18 protein-coding genes are annotated in these 18001 nt (G+C 47.5%); 6 read left to right on the plus strand and 12 right to left on the minus strand.

Annotated features, from left to right (window positions below; genetic code table 11):
* Window position 1 precedes the first annotated feature (1 nt).
* Window positions 2-469, plus strand: a complete 468-nt coding sequence (bcp, locus tag VOA_RS0118670; RefSeq protein ID WP_001094786.1) for a thioredoxin-dependent thiol peroxidase — start codon at window positions 2-4, stop codon at window positions 467-469.
* 96 nt (window positions 470-565) lie between these two features.
* Here the strand turns inward: bcp and VOA_RS02685 are convergent, their stop codons facing one another.
* From VOA_RS02685 to VOA_RS02675, 3 genes are all read right to left on the minus strand, one after another.
* On the minus strand, window positions 566-2437 hold the full coding sequence (locus tag VOA_RS02685; RefSeq protein WP_000673008.1) for a methyl-accepting chemotaxis protein: 1872 nt from the start codon (window positions 2435-2437) through the stop codon (window positions 566-568).
* A 170-nt stretch (window positions 2438-2607) separates the two neighbouring features.
* On the minus strand, window positions 2608-3678 hold the full coding sequence (locus tag VOA_RS02680; RefSeq protein ID WP_000462609.1) for an AI-2E family transporter: 1071 nt from the start codon (window positions 3676-3678) through the stop codon (window positions 2608-2610).
* The gene (locus VOA_RS02675) at window positions 3671-3907 is read right to left on the minus strand and encodes a sulfurtransferase TusA family protein (RefSeq protein ID WP_000433299.1); all 237 of its coding nucleotides are present in this window, start codon (window positions 3905-3907) and stop codon (window positions 3671-3673) included. The genes VOA_RS02680 and VOA_RS02675 overlap by 8 nt, the downstream gene beginning before the upstream one ends.
* A 301-nt stretch (window positions 3908-4208) precedes the next feature.
* Between VOA_RS02675 and VOA_RS02670 the strand changes: the two genes are divergently transcribed.
* The 4 genes from VOA_RS02670 to VOA_RS02655 are packed head-to-tail and all read left to right on the plus strand — an operon-like array spanning window position 4209 to window position 7034.
* Window positions 4209-5663, plus strand: a complete 1455-nt coding sequence (locus VOA_RS02670; RefSeq protein ID WP_032468381.1) for a beta-barrel assembly-enhancing protease — start codon at window positions 4209-4211, stop codon at window positions 5661-5663.
* 23 nt (window positions 5664-5686) lie between these two features.
* The gene (gene arsC, locus VOA_RS02665) at window positions 5687-6037 is read left to right on the plus strand and encodes an arsenate reductase (glutaredoxin) (RefSeq protein ID WP_000117770.1); all 351 of its coding nucleotides are present in this window, start codon (window positions 5687-5689) and stop codon (window positions 6035-6037) included.
* Window positions 6034-6600, plus strand: coding sequence for an NAD(P)H:quinone oxidoreductase (gene wrbA / locus VOA_RS02660; RefSeq protein WP_000623702.1), 567 nt, complete (start codon window positions 6034-6036; stop codon window positions 6598-6600). Before arsC ends, wrbA begins: the two co-directional genes overlap by 4 nt.
* 17 nt (window positions 6601-6617) lie before the next feature.
* Window positions 6618-7034, plus strand: a complete 417-nt coding sequence (locus VOA_RS02655; RefSeq protein ID WP_032468415.1) for a DUF2069 domain-containing protein — start codon at window positions 6618-6620, stop codon at window positions 7032-7034.
* A gap of 132 nt (window positions 7035-7166) precedes the next feature.
* Here the strand turns inward: VOA_RS02655 and VOA_RS02650 are convergent, their stop codons facing one another.
* Window positions 7167-8291, minus strand: a complete 1125-nt coding sequence (locus VOA_RS02650; RefSeq protein ID WP_001269689.1) for a DUF2066 domain-containing protein — start codon at window positions 8289-8291, stop codon at window positions 7167-7169.
* Between the two features lie 220 nt (window positions 8292-8511).
* Here VOA_RS02650 and VOA_RS02645 point away from each other — a divergent pair, with 220 nt between their 5' ends.
* On the plus strand, window positions 8512-9765 hold the full coding sequence (locus VOA_RS02645) for a uracil-xanthine permease family protein (RefSeq protein WP_000786147.1): 1254 nt from the start codon (window positions 8512-8514) through the stop codon (window positions 9763-9765).
* A 70-nt stretch (window positions 9766-9835) separates the two neighbouring features.
* Here the strand turns inward: VOA_RS02645 and ybaK are convergent, their stop codons facing one another.
* The 8 genes from ybaK to hemA all read right to left on the minus strand — a co-directional run bounded on the left by ybaK (window position 9836) and on the right by hemA (window position 17844).
* Window positions 9836-10318 (minus strand): Cys-tRNA(Pro) deacylase, encoded by a 483-nt coding sequence (gene ybaK / locus VOA_RS0118675; RefSeq protein ID WP_000186557.1) that lies wholly within the window; start codon window positions 10316-10318, stop codon window positions 9836-9838.
* A gap of 139 nt (window positions 10319-10457) precedes the next feature.
* Complete coding sequence (gene ushA, locus VOA_RS02640) at window positions 10458-12119, minus strand: bifunctional UDP-sugar hydrolase/5'-nucleotidase UshA (RefSeq protein ID WP_000809009.1); 1662 nt, start codon at window positions 12117-12119, stop codon at window positions 10458-10460.
* 404 nt (window positions 12120-12523) lie between these two features.
* Window positions 12524-13375, minus strand: coding sequence for a 3-deoxy-8-phosphooctulonate synthase (kdsA, locus tag VOA_RS02635; protein WP_000400337.1), 852 nt, complete (start codon window positions 13373-13375; stop codon window positions 12524-12526).
* A 19-nt stretch (window positions 13376-13394) separates the two neighbouring features.
* Window positions 13395-14207, minus strand: coding sequence for a SirB1 family protein (locus tag VOA_RS02630; RefSeq protein ID WP_000933137.1), 813 nt, complete (start codon window positions 14205-14207; stop codon window positions 13395-13397).
* A 14-nt stretch (window positions 14208-14221) separates the two neighbouring features.
* On the minus strand, window positions 14222-14605 hold the full coding sequence (locus tag VOA_RS02625) for a SirB2 family protein (protein ID WP_000272894.1): 384 nt from the start codon (window positions 14603-14605) through the stop codon (window positions 14222-14224).
* The gene (prmC, locus tag VOA_RS02620; RefSeq protein WP_000117285.1) at window positions 14605-15465 is read right to left on the minus strand and encodes a peptide chain release factor N(5)-glutamine methyltransferase; all 861 of its coding nucleotides are present in this window, start codon (window positions 15463-15465) and stop codon (window positions 14605-14607) included. The genes VOA_RS02625 and prmC overlap by 1 nt, the downstream gene beginning before the upstream one ends.
* A gap of 3 nt (window positions 15466-15468) precedes the next feature.
* Entirely contained in the window at window positions 15469-16557 is a 1089-nt protein-coding gene (gene prfA, locus VOA_RS02615) for a peptide chain release factor 1 (RefSeq protein WP_000647698.1), read from the minus strand.
* Window positions 16558-16584: 27 nt separating this feature from the next.
* The gene (gene hemA, locus VOA_RS02610) at window positions 16585-17844 is read right to left on the minus strand and encodes a glutamyl-tRNA reductase (protein ID WP_000054216.1); all 1260 of its coding nucleotides are present in this window, start codon (window positions 17842-17844) and stop codon (window positions 16585-16587) included.
* Between the last annotated feature and the right edge of the window lie 157 nt (window positions 17845-18001).

Here is an 18001-nt window from a genome sequence, read left to right on the forward strand (position 1 = left end):
TATGAACACTCTTACTGCTGGAACTCCAGCTCCCGCTTTTTCTTTGCCCGACCAAGATGGCAATCCTGTAACGCTTGCAGATTTTGCAGGCAAAAAAGTGCTGCTCTACTTTTACCCTAAAGCGATGACTCCCGGCTGTACCGTTCAAGCACAAGGTCTGCGTGATATTCAAGCGGAACTTCAAGCGCACAATGTGGTGGTGCTAGGGGTGAGCGTTGATCCGGTGAAGCGACTAGGGAAATTTATTGAACGTGATAACCTCAATTTCTCTCTGCTGTCTGATGAAGACCACCAAGTGGCTGAACAGTTTGGCGTATGGGGCGAGAAAAAATTCATGGGCAAAGTTTTCGATGGCCTACATCGCATTAGCTTTTTGATCAATGAACAAGGTGTGATTGAGCAGGTTTTCGATAAGTTTAAAACCACCAACCACCATGAAGTGGTTCTTCACTATCTCAACAATAAATAGAAAGTAATACCGTTTACATAAGGCTTTCATGCCTACGCGATAAAGATAAAGTAGAAGGCCAGTCAATGACTGGCCTTCTACTTTGGTACATAAGGATTAGACAATAAACTTATTCAGCAAACTGTCTTGCTCACGAACGTTCTCCGTTTGCACTTCCATTGCAATGCTGGCTCCTGCCGCAGCATCAGCCACTTGCGTGGACAGATCTTTAATCTTCACAGTATTGGCGTTGATCTCTTCCGCAACCAAGCTCTGCTCTTCCGCAGCAGAGGCGATTTGCATGTTCATATCACTGATGCGTTGGATGGCACTGCGAATGCGTTGTAGTGATTCATCCGCTCGCTTGGCTTTGATGACCGCTTCTTCCGCCGTTGATTTGCTCTCATTCATGGCTACCGAAACCGCGTTCGCACCAGATTGTAATTGTTCGATCATGTTGCGAATTTCTGTGGTGGACTGTTGAGTACGCTGCGCCAGTGTGCGAACTTCATCAGCCACTACAGCAAAGCCTCGACCTGATTCTCCGGCACGCGCCGCTTCAATCGCTGCGTTTAACGCTAATAGGTTGGTTTGATCGGCAATATCGTTGATCACTTTTAAAATGGTTTCGATGTTGCCGGTTGCCACCTCTAGTCCTTTCACTTCTTCCACGGCTTGCTCGATGCGCGCCGAGAGCGTATCGATCGATCGTGTGGTATCACTCACCACCTTACTGCCATCCATGGATTCTTTATCCGCTTCATGGGCGGCTGAGGCGGCACCTTGGGCATTATTGGCCACTTCTGTTGCCGTAACCGCCATCTCATGCATCGCCGTTGCTAGCTGTTCTAGCTCTTGTAGCTGCTGCGTTACTGCACGAGCGGATTCTTGAGCCCCAATAACGGTTTGCTCAGTGCCGTGCATAATTTCAGCGCCAATCGCCTTAAGTTGCTGAATTTGCCCCTGTAACGTCTGGGTAAAGGTATTAAATCCTGTCGCCAGTTCTGCAAACTCTTTATCGGTATTGGTATCTAAGCGTTTGGTTAAGTCACCTTGACCGGATGCCACATCCTGAATGGCACGATTGAGTACCCCCAAAGGCTTCATCAAGATCCGGATCAGCAGTCCCAAGCCCAACACACTAAGTACAACCCCAATCAAGGTATAAATGATCGAACTGTTTCGTAGTTCCGTCAGTGCGGCAAAAGCAATGGATTCATCAATCACTGCGCCAATATACCAATTCTCTTCCGGTACTAGCGTGAAGCTCACAAGGTAGGTTTTACCACTGTGTTCTACGGTTTGAGTACCTTGCTGGATAGTTACGTTGGGCAAATAACGATTCAATGGTTCACCATTGAGATCCGCTTTAGGGTGAGCGATGGTGGTGCCATTTTCGGTCACAATGAACAGATAACCTGCATCAAACAGATTAATCGAGTTCACCAAATCTGCTAACGCAGTTAATTCAACATCAAAGAATATGGCGCCTTTGAATTGGTTTTGTGCCACCAGTGGCGTACCAATCGAAATAATGGTGTTCTTGGTGGTGGAATCAACATAAGGTTCAGTCACCACTAGCTTTCTTTGTTGTTTTGCATCGATATACCATGGACGCGTACGAGGATCATAATCAGCCTCCACTTCCCACGCATCATCATTTTCTACCACGCCGCCATCATTTTCATAACCTACCCCGACAGCAATATAGCTCTGTTTCAATTTCGGCGTTTCTAAGACTTGATGAACATACTCGCGGTTATCAGGATCTAAAGCCAATACCTCCGAGGTGGTCTGAGCTAAGGTTTTCTTACTACTCAGATCCGCTTCAATGGTATTTTTTACCCCTGTCACCATCTCTTTTAAACTAGTGTTGACGAAAGATTCAACTTGGCTGCGCACAGTGGCTTGCTGTTGAAAAGAAAGCAAAGAAAGGACGATCAACAGCAGCAATGAGGATGCGGCTACAATTTTATAACTAAATTTCATACCAACTCCGTTGCGTTCCGCGGTAATGATTGCGGTGAAATATGCGACACCTTAACTATATCGTTGGCAGAGAGTATAAACTTTAGGCTTTATTTACAATCAGATGGATAACGCACAAATTAAAAAGCCTCACGACAAGGTGAGGCTAATATTGGAAGGAATGCTAAATTTTAACGAGTGGGCTCAGATTCATCATCTAAACTGGGCAATGCTTTCCAAACTGCTTTTACTAAAGTCGCCAACGGAATGGCAAAAAACACGCCCCAAAATCCCCATAAACCACCAAAAACCAGTACCGCAATAATGATGGCAACGGGGTGTAAGTTCACGGCTTCAGAAAACAGAACAGGAACCAGCACGTTGCCATCCAGAGCTTGAATGATGCCGTAGGCGATGAGCAAAGTGTAAAACTCGGGTGTCAGCCCCCATTGGAACAGCGCCACAATCGCAACGGGTACCGTTACTGCAGCTGCACCGATATAAGGGATCAATACTGAAAGCCCTACCGCGACCGCCAACAATACGGAGTAACGCAGATCTAAGATCGCGAAAGTGATGTAGCTCACCGTACCTACAATGACAATTTCCAACACTTTACCGCGAATGTAGTTGGAGATTTGTTGGTTCATCTCTTCCCATACTTTGGTTGCTAATTTGCGGTTACGGGGCAGGATACCACTCGCCATTCTCAACATCTCTTGCTTATCTTTCAATAAGAAAAACACCAGCAGTGGAACCAGAATGAGATAAACGCCTAAGGTTGCAAGGCTGACTAAAGAGGCCAACGAGCCTTTCACCACGGTCTCCCCCATGCCTAGCACTTTATTTTTGGCATTGCTGATCACCGATTCGACAATTTCAAAATGCGCCAATTCAGGATATCGCTCCGGCAAGGTGGTGATGAATTTTTGTGTTCCGCTGTACATATTGGGAACATCGTTGATGAGGTTTCCCACTTGCTTCCAAATCGTGGGGACTAGGCCAAACACGGCCAAGATCATCAAGCCAGTAAACATAGTGATGACGATGATCACCGCTAAGGTTCTTGGAATTCGTAAACGGCTCAATTGAGCGACAGGCCACTCAAGCAGATAAGCCAACACAATCGCCACCAACAGCGGGGCAATCAGATTTCCAAAGAAATAAATGATGATAAAACCAAACAGCAAAATCGCGACCAAACTGGCAGCGTGCGGATCGGAGAAACGGCGCTTGTACCACCGATTGACCATTTCAAACATTAGACGAAGTCTCCTTACTCACCCTGAGCGAACAATGATCGTGATTTTGAATACAATGATAGGTAAAAGGCTGAGAAGCCAAATAATTTTCAATGTCACGTTGAGAGGCGGGATCGGCAATCAAAATGGTCAGCCACTCATTCGGCAACAAAGCTACTGCCGCCCGTTTAGCAAGCAGCAACGCCAGAGGGCAGCGTTGCTCCCGTAAATCGAGAATAATCGGTTCCATTCTGCCGCTTAATCCTTAATATAGGTGGCACATTGTATCGGCTTTCGGTCAGGGTTACACCTACTGCGTAGATGGGTGGCGAATTTTGACAGGAAATTCACGACAGAAGATACCCAAACAACTTGGCGTTGTTGGCAAGCAGTGAGCCTCCTCGAGTAAACACAGGTAACACGATGCCTGAGGCGCACAAACCTAGCCAACATGAGATAATGGCAAGTAGGTCAGGGTTAGCCGGATTCAGAAACCAATTGGCATCCGTGATGTCTTAGTGGCAGATAAACTTGGAGTATTCGCCTTTATTATGAAACTCAAACGGACTCGTTCCCTACTGTACCTCTGTATTATGGCTACCTGTTCTCCTGCCATCGCTCAAAATGATCCTATCGAATTGCCGGATATCGGGACTGTGGCTGGCTCAACGCTGACCATAGATCAAGAACTGATTTACGGCGATGCTTACATGCGCATGCTACGTAATAGCCAACCTGTCATTAACGATCCTGTACTTAATGAGTACATCGATAATATAGGGCATCGTTTAGTTGCTAGCGCCAATGATGTCAAAACCCCGTTCACCTTTTTTATGATCCGCGATCGCAATATTAACGCATTCGCATTTTTTGGCGGCTATGTAGCGCTCCATTCTGGGCTATTTCTGCATGCGCAGAGTGAGAGTGAACTGGCCTCGGTCATGGCTCACGAAATTGCTCACGTCACTCAGCGCCACTTAGCACGTAGTATGGAAGAGCAAGCCCGTCGCTCCCCAGCCACCATTGCGGCACTTGCGGGTTCACTGTTATTGGCGATTGCCTCTCCAGAGGCGGGGATTGCAGCGATCAACGCGACTATGGCTGGCAGCATTCAAGGACAGATCAACTACACCCGTAGCAACGAAAAAGAGGCGGACCGTTTCGGAATTGGTACCTTAGCGAAGGCAGGGTTTGACGTGAACGCCATGCCAGTCTTTTTTGGCCGCTTGGCAGATGAATATCGTTATGCCAGCAAGCCACCACCAATGCTGCTCACCCACCCTTTACCCGAAGATCGGATCACCGATAGCCGTGAGCGAGCTCGCCAATATCCGCCACTCAAACTTGCTCCGCATTTGGAATATCATCTGGCGCGCGCGCGAGTCATCGCTCGCTATGCAGGCATTGATTCGGATGCGGCGTTGGATTGGTTTGCTCGCACAGAGAAGAAAATAGCTCCTGTACTCCAACCGTCTATTCAATATGGTAAGGGATTGGTGTATCTCGACCTGAAGCAGTTTGATAAAGCTGCCCCCCTGCTCACTCAACTGATCAAGGAGCAGCCCGATAACCATTTTTATCTTGATGCGATAAGCGATCTCTACCTAGAAACCAAACAAGCCAGTAAAGCTCAGAAATTACTTGAGGATGCACTCAAGCAGACCCCCAATAATGCCGTGTTAACCATCAACTACGCCAATGTACTGCTCAAACAAGATAAATTTGATGACACAATCCGCATTTTACAACGCTACACCCATGACAACCCCAATGATATCAATGGTTGGCAGCTTCTTTCTGAAGCGAACGGTCGACTAGGCAACAGTGCCGAAGAGCTCGCCTCTCGAGCGGAGATCATGGCACTGCAAGCTAACTGGAACAAAGCGATTCAGTTTTATACTCAAGCTAGCCAGTTGGTCGAGTTGGGTAGCCTTGCACAAGCCCGTTACGATGCGCGTATTGATCAGTTAATGGTTCAGCGTGAACGCTTTTTATCCCTCCAATAATAAAGTCTGATTAAGGAGCCCCCATGTCAGTCGTGATTTATCACAACCCCAAATGCTCAAAAAGTCGTGAAACCTTAGCGCTGTTAGAAAACCAAGGCATCACACCTCAAGTCATTAAATATTTAGAAGAATCCCCTTCAGTTGCCGACCTAAAACGCCTTTATCAGCAATTGGGACTGGGCGATGTACGCGCGATGATGCGCTGCAAAGAAGAACTGTATAAAGAATTAAACTTAGGCGACAGCCAACTTAGCGATGATGCGCTATTTGCTGCTATGGCTGAGCACCCGAAGCTTATTGAGCGCCCTATTGTGGTTTGTAATGACCAGGCTCGCCACGGTCGTCCTCCTGAGCAGGTACTTGAAATCCTATGATTTCGATTGTTGTGCTTTATTACAGCCGCCATGGCAGCACCCAAGCATTAGCACGCCAAATCGCTCGTGGGGTTGAATCGGTTACCGATTGCCAAGCCCTGCTGCGCACCGTTCCAGAACTTGATGGTAAAGAGAACGCAAGTGATCCTTACCTCAGTTTGGAAGAGCTCAAATGGTGTGATGGCTTAGCATTTGGCAGCCCAGTGTGGTTTGGGAATATGGCTGCACCTTTGAAGCACTTTTGGGATCAAACCACCCCACTCTGGGTGAGTGGGGCATTGATAGATAAGCCTGCTTGTGTGTTTACTTCATCATCAACACTGCATGGTGGGCAAGAAACTACCCAACAAACGATGATGCTGCCTCTGCTCCATCACGGTATGTTGATCTTAGGAATTCCGTATTCAGAACCCGCGCTACATACCACACAGTCGGGAGGAACTCCTTATGGCGCTAGCCATGTTCATCAACAAAAATCACTCTCATCGGAAGAGGCTGAACTGGCTCGGCAGTTAGGAAAACGCCTAGCCAACATGGCCAAACAGTTAAAAGGATACGTATGACCCCCCCGACTACCGCGATGCAGCCACGCACCGCGTTTTACCGTTGGCTTGCCCTCAGTGCCAATTTTGCCTTGTTGGTTTGGATTGTACTGTGGCAACTTAAGCTCTCACCCCATCCGCACCTAAATGCTAATGCATTAGCTATTGGTTGGGTTATCCCATTACTACTGCCTCTCTATGGCATCATCAAAGGTAAACCGTATACCCATGCTTGGGCCAACTTTGTGCTGATGTTGTATTTTTTGCATGCTTTGACACTGCTGTATGTCGATGGAGGGGAGCGTTGGCTCGCTTTGGTTGAGCTCGTGTTAACTTTCGCTGCGTTTATCGGAAATACACTTTATGCTCGACTACGCGGCAAAGAATTGGGACTCAAGCTGACTAAACTCTCCGAGGTTGAAAAGCAAGAAAAAGCACGTTTTGACCACCCATGATCTTTTTACCTATGGGTAACCTAAAACGTTTACTAGAACAAAAGTCACCGGCTCTAAGCACAAGCGACTGAAAAAAATAGCGCCACTGTCGGCGCTATTTTTTTACTGGGCATGATTGATTATTGGTAAATGTTAACCTTGCCAAGAGAAATACAGCGTAGTTGGCTGAACAGGCTGCGGAGTAACCTCTGCCACTGGGTTTTCACTTCCTGAGTTTTCCGTTGACGCTTCCGCTCCGCTGTTGTCTTGAGGTAAAACTTCCTCTTGTGGAACATCCACCAACACAGCCTGCCCCATACGCAGCACTTCATTCTTAAATTCATCCGCACTGGTCAGAAGATGGACATTAAAGGTAACTTGAGTACCTTGAATTTTCAGAATATCCAATGAGGCCACTGAACTTAAGCGTTTAAGTTTATTCTCAACCACGAAGAAATCTTGCGCACTATCCAGCGGACCAAACTGAGCGATCACCGATTGGGATGATTTGCTACTCACAACCACTGCGCTCTTACGTGCATAGTAATCGCTGATCTCATCAATAATCTCACTTGCCGCTTGCTCCCCAGAAGCTTGACCTGAGATCGGAGCTTGCGGCTGTGTTGTCATGGTATTGGCCGATTGATCAAACAACGTCCAACGCAGATCGGAGCCTTGAGCACGCACGACTAATACGGCATCGGTCGGATAACGCTGGCTAGCGGTGCTAATCGGGTTCACAAAGCCCCCCCAGAGATCTGACACTTGCACACCTGTGACATCATCAAAGTCACCAACCGGAACGGTCAACGGCAAACCACGTGTACGTGCGCGACTTTTCATTTGGTTGAGTAATGGCGTATCGGCGTGTTCCCAACTGACGCTGCGATCATAATTCGCCTCTTCCACCAACCACACTAGCAAGTTACTGCGGTTTTCAGGCCAAAATGGTAATTGAGCTTGAGTCAGCAACGAGCGAATATGCGGCTCACTGAACTGTAAACGCATCACAGGCTGAGTGCCTTGTTGCTGAGTGCTGATCTGGGTGATGTATTGATTAGTTTGGCGCAGCGCTTTTTGCACCGCATCATTCTTCAAAGAGTCTTGGCTACCCGTTGCACGAACAATCACCTCTTCCATACCACGAACACGCGCTGCTGCGTCTGCATTCGTTTGTTGAGGATCGATCGCAACTTCAGCCTGATATAAGTTGACTCGAGTCAGGGCGAATGCGGGAAACGTAAGCAGTCCCATCATTAACACAGCTAAATAGCGCATACCATACCTTCATTCTGTTCACTGAACGACGATGGTAAACAACTATCCCAAGTTCAGCAAGGCAAGAGCTTACAGGAGTTCGTCAGAATTTGTGCGACGAGATCCACGTCGTTCTTATCGATAACCAACAAACCTGTTATTTTTTGATCTTCTTCCACTCGCAATCGATTGCAGAAGTGATAGAATCCCGCGAATTTTTATTTAGCTCAGGGAAAATACGATGAAAAATGCCATACAAGGCGCGCAAATGCTGTTTGTCGCATTCGGCGCGCTGGTTCTAGTCCCGCTTCTAACCGGACTGGATCCAAACGTAGCACTCTTTGGTGCTGGTTTAGGAACTCTGCTTTTCCAATTGATCACCCGCCGCTCAGTCCCCATCTTCCTCGCCTCCTCTTTTGCTTTCATTGCACCTATCATGTTTGGTATTCAAACTTGGGGAATTCCTGCCACTATGGGTGGTTTGATGGCAGCCGGTGCGGTGTATATTCTGCTCGGTGGCATCATCAAGGTGCGTGGTGTGGAAATCATCCATAAACTATTGCCTCCAGTGGTAGTCGGCCCTGTGATTATGGTGATTGGTTTGGGTCTTGCTCCGGCCGCGGTGAACATGGCGCTCGGCAAAACAGGCGATGGTTCAGTACAGCTGGTTGATCCCCAAGCAGCACTGTGGATTTCCTGCATTTCACTGCTTGTCACTGTGGTATTTAGCGTATTCGCTAAAGGCTTTTTCAAGCTAGTACCTATTCTAGCTGGCATTGTCACAGGTTATGCCCTGTCACTGATGATGGGCGTTGTGAGCTTTGCTGCGGTCGAACAAGCGGCTTGGATCGCGCTACCCAACTTTACCTTCCCTGAATTTAACATCAACGCTATCCTGTTTATGATCCCAGTGGCGATAGCTCCTGCAGTTGAACACGTGGGTGATATGCTGGCAATTTCCAACGTGACCAACAAGGATTACCTGAAAAAACCGGGCTTACACCGTACTATTGCGGGTGACGGAGTTGCCACCATGGCCGCGACCATGCTCGGCGCGCCACCAAACACCACATACAGTGAAGTCACCGGTGCGGTTATGTTAACTCGCGCTTTTAATCCGGCGATCATGACTTGGGCGGCGATCACCGCTATCGTACTGGCTCTGGTCGGTAAACTGGGTGCTCTGCTACAAACCATTCCAGTGCCTGTCATGGGCGGCATTATGATTTTACTGTTTGGCTCCATCGCTACCGTTGGACTGAATACGCTGATCAAAAACCAAGTCGACCTGCACAAGGCACGTAACCTAGTGATTGTTGCGGTAACGCTAGTATTTGGTATTGGTGGTATGGCATTTGGTGTGGGTGATTTCAGCCTACAAGGTGTGAGCTTATGCGGTATCGTTGCGATTATCCTAAACCTAGTGTTGCCAAAAGATTTGGGTGAAAACCACGTAGTGGATAATGCACAAATGGAAGAAGAGGCACGCCATTAATCTTCGCTGACTTCTCACCACATCTAGAATCAACGGCCTCTCTTTGAGGCCGTTTTTACAGGGGTATCAATTAATTCTCTTCTTGGCACAGATCAACAAACTGACCACGAGTTAAACGCGCTAAATCTTGCGGTGCTAGCTCTATTTCCAACCCTCGCTTCCCAGCACTCACACAAATCGTGGCTTGAGTTTCGGCACTTTGATGAATGAAGGTGGGGAGTGCTTTTTTCTGGCCTAGAGGGCTGATCCCCCCCACAACATAGCCTGTGGTTTTTTCAGCAATCTCTGGTTTCGCCATCTCAGCTTTTTTGGCTTTTGCCGCTCTGGCCGCCAGTTTTAGATTCAGCTTTAGATCGACAGGAATAATCGCTACCGCGAGATTTTTTTCCTCGCCATTCATACAAAACAGTAAGGTTTTGAATACGCGCTTCGGATCTTGACCAAGCGCCTGAGCTGCTTCTAAGCCATAACTGGCATGGCTAGGATCATGCTCATACTGATGAATGGTATGGGGGATTTTATTTTTCTTTGCAAGATTGATTGCGGGAGTCATGAATCGCGTGTCCTCATTTACTCACACTGCTGATGGGCAGAGAAAGCTCAGTTCCATATCGATATGGAAAAACAAAAAAGGCGGTGTTTTCACACCGCCGGTCAGTAAACGCAATTCAACTCGCTGAGTCAAACCTTAATTAACGATAAACAATCTCGCCTGATGGCGCGAAACGGTTGACATCAATTGGGCTGTTTGCTTCAAGGTAATCTTTCAGCACTTCTGCATCCACAAAACCTGTGTTAACGAAACTTGGGAGATCAGTGATTTTCGGATAACCATCCCCACCCGCCGCATTAAAGCTTGGTACGGTGAAGCGGTATGTTTCATCCAAACGCAATTGCTTACCACCGATCATCACGTTAGAAACCTTACCCTCAGCCACAGTCATTGAGATACCTGCAAACTGGGCATACGCACCAGAATCAACAGGTTTCGTTGCCACCACGTTTAGGTAATCCAATACTTCCTGACCATTCATATCCACATAAGTCAGAATGTTGCCAAATGGCTGAACTTTCAGCACATCTTTATAAGTAATATCGCCAGCTTGGATAGAGTCACGCACACCACCTGAGTTCATGATGGCGAAATCGGCTTTAGCACGTTGCATATGCGCCATCGCAATCATGCGACCTAAGTTGGTTTGTTCAAAACGCACTACGTTACGATCACCTTCCAACTTACCGTTACTTTGCGCAATCTTAATGTTGAGCTGCTCTTGACCTTTCTCTTGATAAGGGCGCAGGAAGTCGAGCATCGCCGCATCTTCTTTAATTTCAGAGGTTGCAAACACGCGCTTGCTTTCACCGTTTACTTCAACTTTTTTCTTCAAGTTAACTGGGATCAAGTTGTAGCTAACCATATTCAGCTCACCGTTACGGAATTCATAATCCGCACGGCCAACGTATTTACCCCACTCGTAGGCTTGAACAATGTAAGTACCATTTTGCATGTCTGGCTTACAAGCATCACCCGGCTCAAAATTCTTTTTCACCAGATTTGGGCCTTCCATACACACTGGCTCTTGTGAGTGACCACCCACAATCATATCCAGCTCACCTGCAGGTAGGAAACGTGCCAATGTCACATCACCGGGTGCATTCACACCATGCTCACCATTTTGGTAGTGCCCCATGTGTGTCACCGCGATGATCAGATCTGGCTTCTCATTTTTTTTCAGCTCAGCGATCACTTGCTTCGCTTCTTCTTTAGGATCACGAAAATCGATGCCACCGATGTATTCAGGGTTACCAATTTTTGCGGTGTCTTCGGTGGTTAAACCAATGACGGCAATCTTGATCCCTTGCTTATCGAAGATGTGGTACGGCTGAAACAGACGCTTACCCGTTGCTTTATCGTAAATATTGGCAGACAGCATTGGGAAATTCGCCCACTCTTTTTGCTTAAACAGCACTTCAAGCGGGTTATCAAACTCGTGGTTACCGAGCGCCATCGCATCATAGCCAATTTTGCTCATGCCTTTGAAATCTGGCTCTGCGTCTTGCAGGTCGGACTCTGGTACACCTGTATTGATATCGCCACCAGAGAGCAGAAGTACACTGCCACCTTGTGCTTCAATGTCAGCACGCAGTTGGTCAATCAATGTTTTGCGCGCTGCCATACCATATTCGCCATACTGGTTTTGCCAGAAACGGCCGTGATGGTCATTGGTGTGCAGAATTGTCAGCTTATAAGTTTTGTCTGCTTCCCACTGGTTAGCAGGTTGGGTTGCACAACCCGCCAGAGAGGCAATGATTGCTGCACTAAGTACGGATTTTAGAATGAGGCCTTGTTTCATTGTCATACCTTTGAACTGATGAAAACCACTGCTTTAAATGTTGTGATAAGCGCTCGAACGGCGCATACGCTTCTTCCCACATGCACGGCTTGAGGCATGGGTAAAACTTGATTTAGTTTAAAGTAACGAAATTGATGAGACAGCTTGATTTCATATTTATGTAGGATAGATCACCTAAAACTCCCCAATAAGATGTAACCAGCAGTGAGAGTTAAGAAGATTACCTGCGCCGATCACAGGCAAACGTTTTACTGAGAGAGGACGATACTCAACGATTGTGTGCACGCAAGCGTTTAACCTACAGAAAGCTTGGTTTACTTGAATGGGGCACAAGGATAGGCATAGGGATCAGATATGAAAAAGCCATCCGTAGATGGCTTTGAAATTCGGCGACAATTCAAATCTTATTGAATATCGATGTGCGCAAAACTTTTGATTAGATCATCCAGCGCTTTCATTTGTGCTAGGAATGGCTCTAGTTTATCCAGTGGCAGTGCTGATGGACCATCACACTTCGCTTTCTCTGGGTTCGGGTGCGCTTCAATAAACAGACCCGCAATACCCGTTGCCAAGCCCGCTTTCGCCAATTCAACGGTTTGTTGACGACGGCCGCCCGATGCTGCACCAGAAGGATCACGCATTTGCAGTGAGTGAGTCACATCAAAGATAATTGGGCTGCCGTTAGACGCTTGCTTCATCACGCCAAAACCAAGCATATCAACCACTAAGTTGTCATAACCGTGGCAAGAGCCGCGCTCACACAGAATCACTTTATCATTGCCACACTCAGCAAACTTCTCAACGATGTTGCCAACTTGACCTGGACTCATGAATTGCGGTTTTTTCACGTTGATCACAGCGCCGGTTTTCGCCATCGCTTCAACCAAATCGGTTTGGCGTGCCAAAAATGCTGGCAATTGAATCACATCAACCACATCCGCTACTGGCTGCGCTTGTTCAGCCGTATGAACGTCAGTAATGATTTTCACCCCGAAAGTCTGTTTCAGCTCTTGGAAGATCTTCATGCCTTCTTCCAAACCAGGACCACGATAAGAGTGAACAGAGCTACGGTTAGCTTTATCAAAAGAAGCTTTGAACACATAAGGAATGCCAAGCTTGTCAGTTACCTTCACGTAGTGCTCGCAAATTTGCATCGCTAGATCACGCGACTCTAACACGTTCATACCCGCAAACAGGGTAAACGGCTTATCGTTTGCTACCGGAATATCACCTACATGGACAATTTTGTGTTCCATCTTAATCTCTCTTGTTGGGTTAATGCAGAGTCACTTGAGTATCGTGACTGAGCGCATTGACTTGCGTTTTTAACAATTCAGCCGCCGGATCGTTCGGACATTGATCAATAAAATATTGATAGTCCGAAATGGCAATTTGGTGACACTCTAACTGCTGATAGATAAAGCCACGATCGCGTATTTCATAGGGATCATCAGGCACAAACGTTAGCGCCAAATCCGTACATCTTAGCGCCAGAGTATAACGTTCTTCACGCAGCAAGGCACTTTTGAGCAGTGCCAACCAGCGGCCAATAATGGTTGGATTATCCACCCACTGTAAATGTTGGGGTTTTAGCTTGGCAAGCGGCCCTTTATGGCCGACCAACCAAGCCTGCAAAGTGTGCAGAGAAACAATCTCACCATTGAATGGGTTGAGATAAATCGGTGTTTCATCCGGCCAATTAAGCGAAAGCAGAAATTGAGTGGGGAAACTAATGCCATTAAGCGGAAAGCCCAACTTACGACCAAAATAAAGCAGTAAAGATCCCAGACTGACCGGAATGCCTTTGCGTCGCTCTAAAACTTGATCCATGAAGGCATTACGTGAATCAAAATATGCTTCACGATCACCGCTAAAGCCCCACTCTTGGTAAAACAGGCGTAAAAAAGCATCGAAACGTGCTTTGTCATGGTGCTCATGCACCAGTGCCAGTTCCGCCTCTTCGAGCAGACGTGCCAACTCAATGTGAGCCCATTCTATCTGCGTATCTGGATTGATGGCTTTATTGAGCGCAAGCGCCCCCTCCACCAACTCCATCGCATCAAAATCTTCATCACACAAATTCAGCATGGTTGCTCCTAAGATTAACCAAACAGAATCGGCGCTTTAGTTACCGCAATTTTTCCAGCCATCGCGAGCCAGCCTAATGCGCCAAAAAACGCAAAGCTACGCAGCAGTTTGTTGCGGCCTAACTTCAGAGTAAAAAAGCCTAAAGCGATGTAAGCCAACACACAGGTGAATTTTTCTGTCATCCACGGCGCAGCGGCCGTAAAAGGGATGAAACCAGTGATAAAAATTAAACCAACACCGGAAAGCAGTAACAAAGTGTCATTCACATGCGGGAAAATTTTGAAAAATTTGCGCTCTAAATGTGCAGAGTTAATCATCATCAGCACATAGCGAATTGACAACATCATCGCGCTCACGCCGATGGTGAAAAGGTGAAAATGTTTTAAGCCTTCGTACATTATGATTCTCTTTCCGTTTGATATTGTCCCAATGTAACCCGGTCATTACCGGCATAATCTTGTTCGGTCGTCACGCTTTGGTAGCCTAAATCACGCAAAATCGTACGCACCGCTTCACCCTGATCGTAGCCATGCTCAAACAGCAACCAGCCCCCTTCAAGTAAAAAGTGAGGAGCATGCGTACTGATGTAGCGAATATCCGCCAAGCCGTTTTCTTCAGCAACCAGTGCACTTTTCGGCTCGAAACGAACATCACCCTGATTCAAATGAGGATCATTTTCCTCAATATAAGGTGGGTTGGAGACGATCAAAGCAAACTTCGTACCGCCAGCCAGCGGGCTGAACCAACTCCCCTGCAAAAATTGCGTATTGAGAATACTCAAGCGGGTAGCATTTTCCTGCGCCAATTCCGCGGCTTCAGGGCGTAAATCAATCCCTGTAACACGACGCAGTGGTAACTCCGAAGCCAAAGCCAACGCAATCGCCCCTGTTCCGGTACCAAGATCAAGGAGTTCACCTTCAATCAACGCCGCTTTCTCAAGCGCCAACTCAACCAAACGTTCGGTATCCGGACGCGGAATGAGAGTGGAAGGAGAGACTTTCAGCGGCAGCGACCAAAACTCACGCTCACCGAGGATGTAGGCAACAGGCTCCCCAGTTATGCGGCGAGCAAGTAATGCGTTTAGAGAAACCAAAGCTGACTCCTCAAGCGTTTTATCTGGCCAAGTCAGCAAATAGGAACGTGGCTTAGCCAGTACATGGCAAAGTAACACAGCGGCATCTAACGCTGGCGAATCACTGCCGCTTTGCTGCAGTTGCTCGGTTGCCACTTTTAATGCCGCTTCAATGGTGACTGACATGGATTAGTTTTGATCCGCCAGTGCCGCCAACTGATCCGCTTGATGCTCATGAATAACCGGTTCAATCAGTGATTGCATGTCGCCTTCCATCACTTCCGTCAGGCGGTACACCGTCAGGTTGATACGGTGATCGGACACACGACCTTGCGGGTAGTTGTAAGTACGAATACGGTCACTACGATCGCCCGAACCCAGAAGGTTACGACGAGTATCCGAAATTTCTGCGGCACGTTTTGACTCTTCAGCCTGTGCAATACGCGCGGCCAACACAGACATCGCTTTCGCTTTGTTCTTGTGCTGTGAACGCTCATCCTGACACTCAACAACAATGCCCGTTGGCAAGTGGGTAATACGGATTGCCGAATCTGTGGTATTAACGTGCTGACCACCCGCGCCTGATGAACGGAAGGTGTCAATTTTCAGATCGCTGGCTTTAATTTCCGGAATTTCCGCTTCTGGAATTTCAGGCATCACCGCAACCGTACAAGCAGAGGTATGGATGCGACCTTGCGCTTCCGTAGCCGGAACACGTTGCACGCGATGACCGCCAGATTCAAATTTCAGCGTACCGTAAGCACCATCACCGTTGACTTTGGCGATCATCTCTTTGTAACCGCCATGCTCAGCTTCGCTTGATGACATCACTTCGATGCGCCAACCTTTTTTCTCAGCAAAGCGGCTGTACATACGGAACAAATCACCGGCGAAAATACCCGCTTCGTCACCACCCGCACCGGCGCGGATTTCCAAGAAACAGTTGCGATCATCGTTCGGATCTTTTGGCAGCAAAAGGATTTGTAGCTCATCGGTTAAACGCTCAATCGCCTCTTTCGCCGCTTTGATTTCATCTTGCGCCATTTCACGCATTTCAGCGTCATCTTCCTGCGCCATCTCTTCAGCCGCAACCAGATCTTCTTTGGCTTGCTGATACGCTTGGAAACACTGAGTGATCTCTTCCAACTGCGAATACTCTTTGGACAGAGCACGGAATTTATTTTGATCACCAATAACTGCTGGATCGCCGAGGAGGTGTTGCACCTCTTCGTAGCGCTCAACAAGGGATTCAAGCTTGCTTAAAATCGACGCTTTCATAGTTTTCTTTAAACTCTAAGTTGAGATTTAGTTCAGGTCGTCAAGACCCAAACTTTGTCTGATCACGGCCAATTTAGCCGGTTCCCCTTGTTCCGCCGCTGTTTGCAGCGCTCGGGTTGGGGTGTGAATTAGTTTGTTGGTCAGCTTGTTGCTTAACTCGATAAGCAGTTTTTCAGGGTCACCGCCTGCAGCTAATGCTTGCAGACTCTTACTCAGCAGGTCTTCACGAGTTTCATTGGCCTGCTTGCGATAATCACGAATGCTATCCACCGCTTGCAATGAACGCATCCAACTCATAAAGGTTGCGCTTTCTTCACTGACAATTGCTTCCGCCTGAATCGCTTCCACTTTACGCTGCTCGATATTGCTATCGACGATCGACTGCAAATCATCCACCGAGTAGAGGTAAGCATCGTTGAGCTTACCGACTTGCGGCTCAATATCGCGCGGCACAGCGATATCCACCAACAACATCGGCTGATGGCGGCGCGCTTTTAGCGCGCTTTCGACCATGCCTTTACCTATAATGGGTAAGGGGCTGGCGGTAGAGCTGATCACAATATCCGCTTGCGCGAGATAATCTGGTATTTCATTAAGAGCGATCACTTCCGCTCCAAACTGCTCGGCAAGCCCTAAAGCTCGCTCACGCGTACGGTTAGCCACAATCATCCGCTTACAATGATGTCCAGCCAAATGTTTTGCTACCAATTCAATGGTTTCACCCGCACCAACCAGTAGCACAGTGGCATCCGCCAATGATTCAAAAATGTGTTTCGCTAAAGTACAGGCTGCATACGCTACCGATACCGCACTACCACCAATCTCAGTTTCGGTGCGTACTCGCTTGGCCACCGAAAAAGTTTTTTGGAACAGCTTTTCAGTCGCGGGATTGACGGCATGTTTTTCTCGCGCTTCCGCGTAAGCCTGTTTCACCTGCCCTAAAATCTGTGGTTCACCCAACACTAAGGAGTCCAAACCGCAAGCCACGCGCATCAGGTGGCGAATCGCCGCTTGTTCTTCGTGGACGTATAGGCTGGGTTTTAATTCATCCAAACTGACTTGGTGAAACTGAGCTAACCATTCGATGACTTTATTTTTGCTGGACGATCTCACATCACAGTAAATTTCGGTACGGTTGCACGTTGAAAGGATCACGCCTCCCTTAACGTGTGAACTGCTAGAAAGCTGATTCAGTGCCAAAGAGAGTTTCTCTGGACCAAAGGCTACTTTTTCCCGCAATTCTACCGACGCCGTATTGTGATTGATTCCAATAGCAAGCAAAGACATCTATAGAGGATTCTCAGATATGGTGGTGAACTAGAGGCCGAATTTTACTTGATGCCCTCTTTGATTGAAAGGGCAGACCGGATTTGTTTTCCTGAGTTCGTGAGATCAATGATATAGTTAACCCGTTTTCGTTCTCGCTTTGGATAAAAAACGCACT

It is taken from the genome of Vibrio sp. RC586 (assembly GCF_000176715.1).
GTDB lineage: Bacteria > Pseudomonadota > Gammaproteobacteria > Enterobacterales > Vibrionaceae > Vibrio.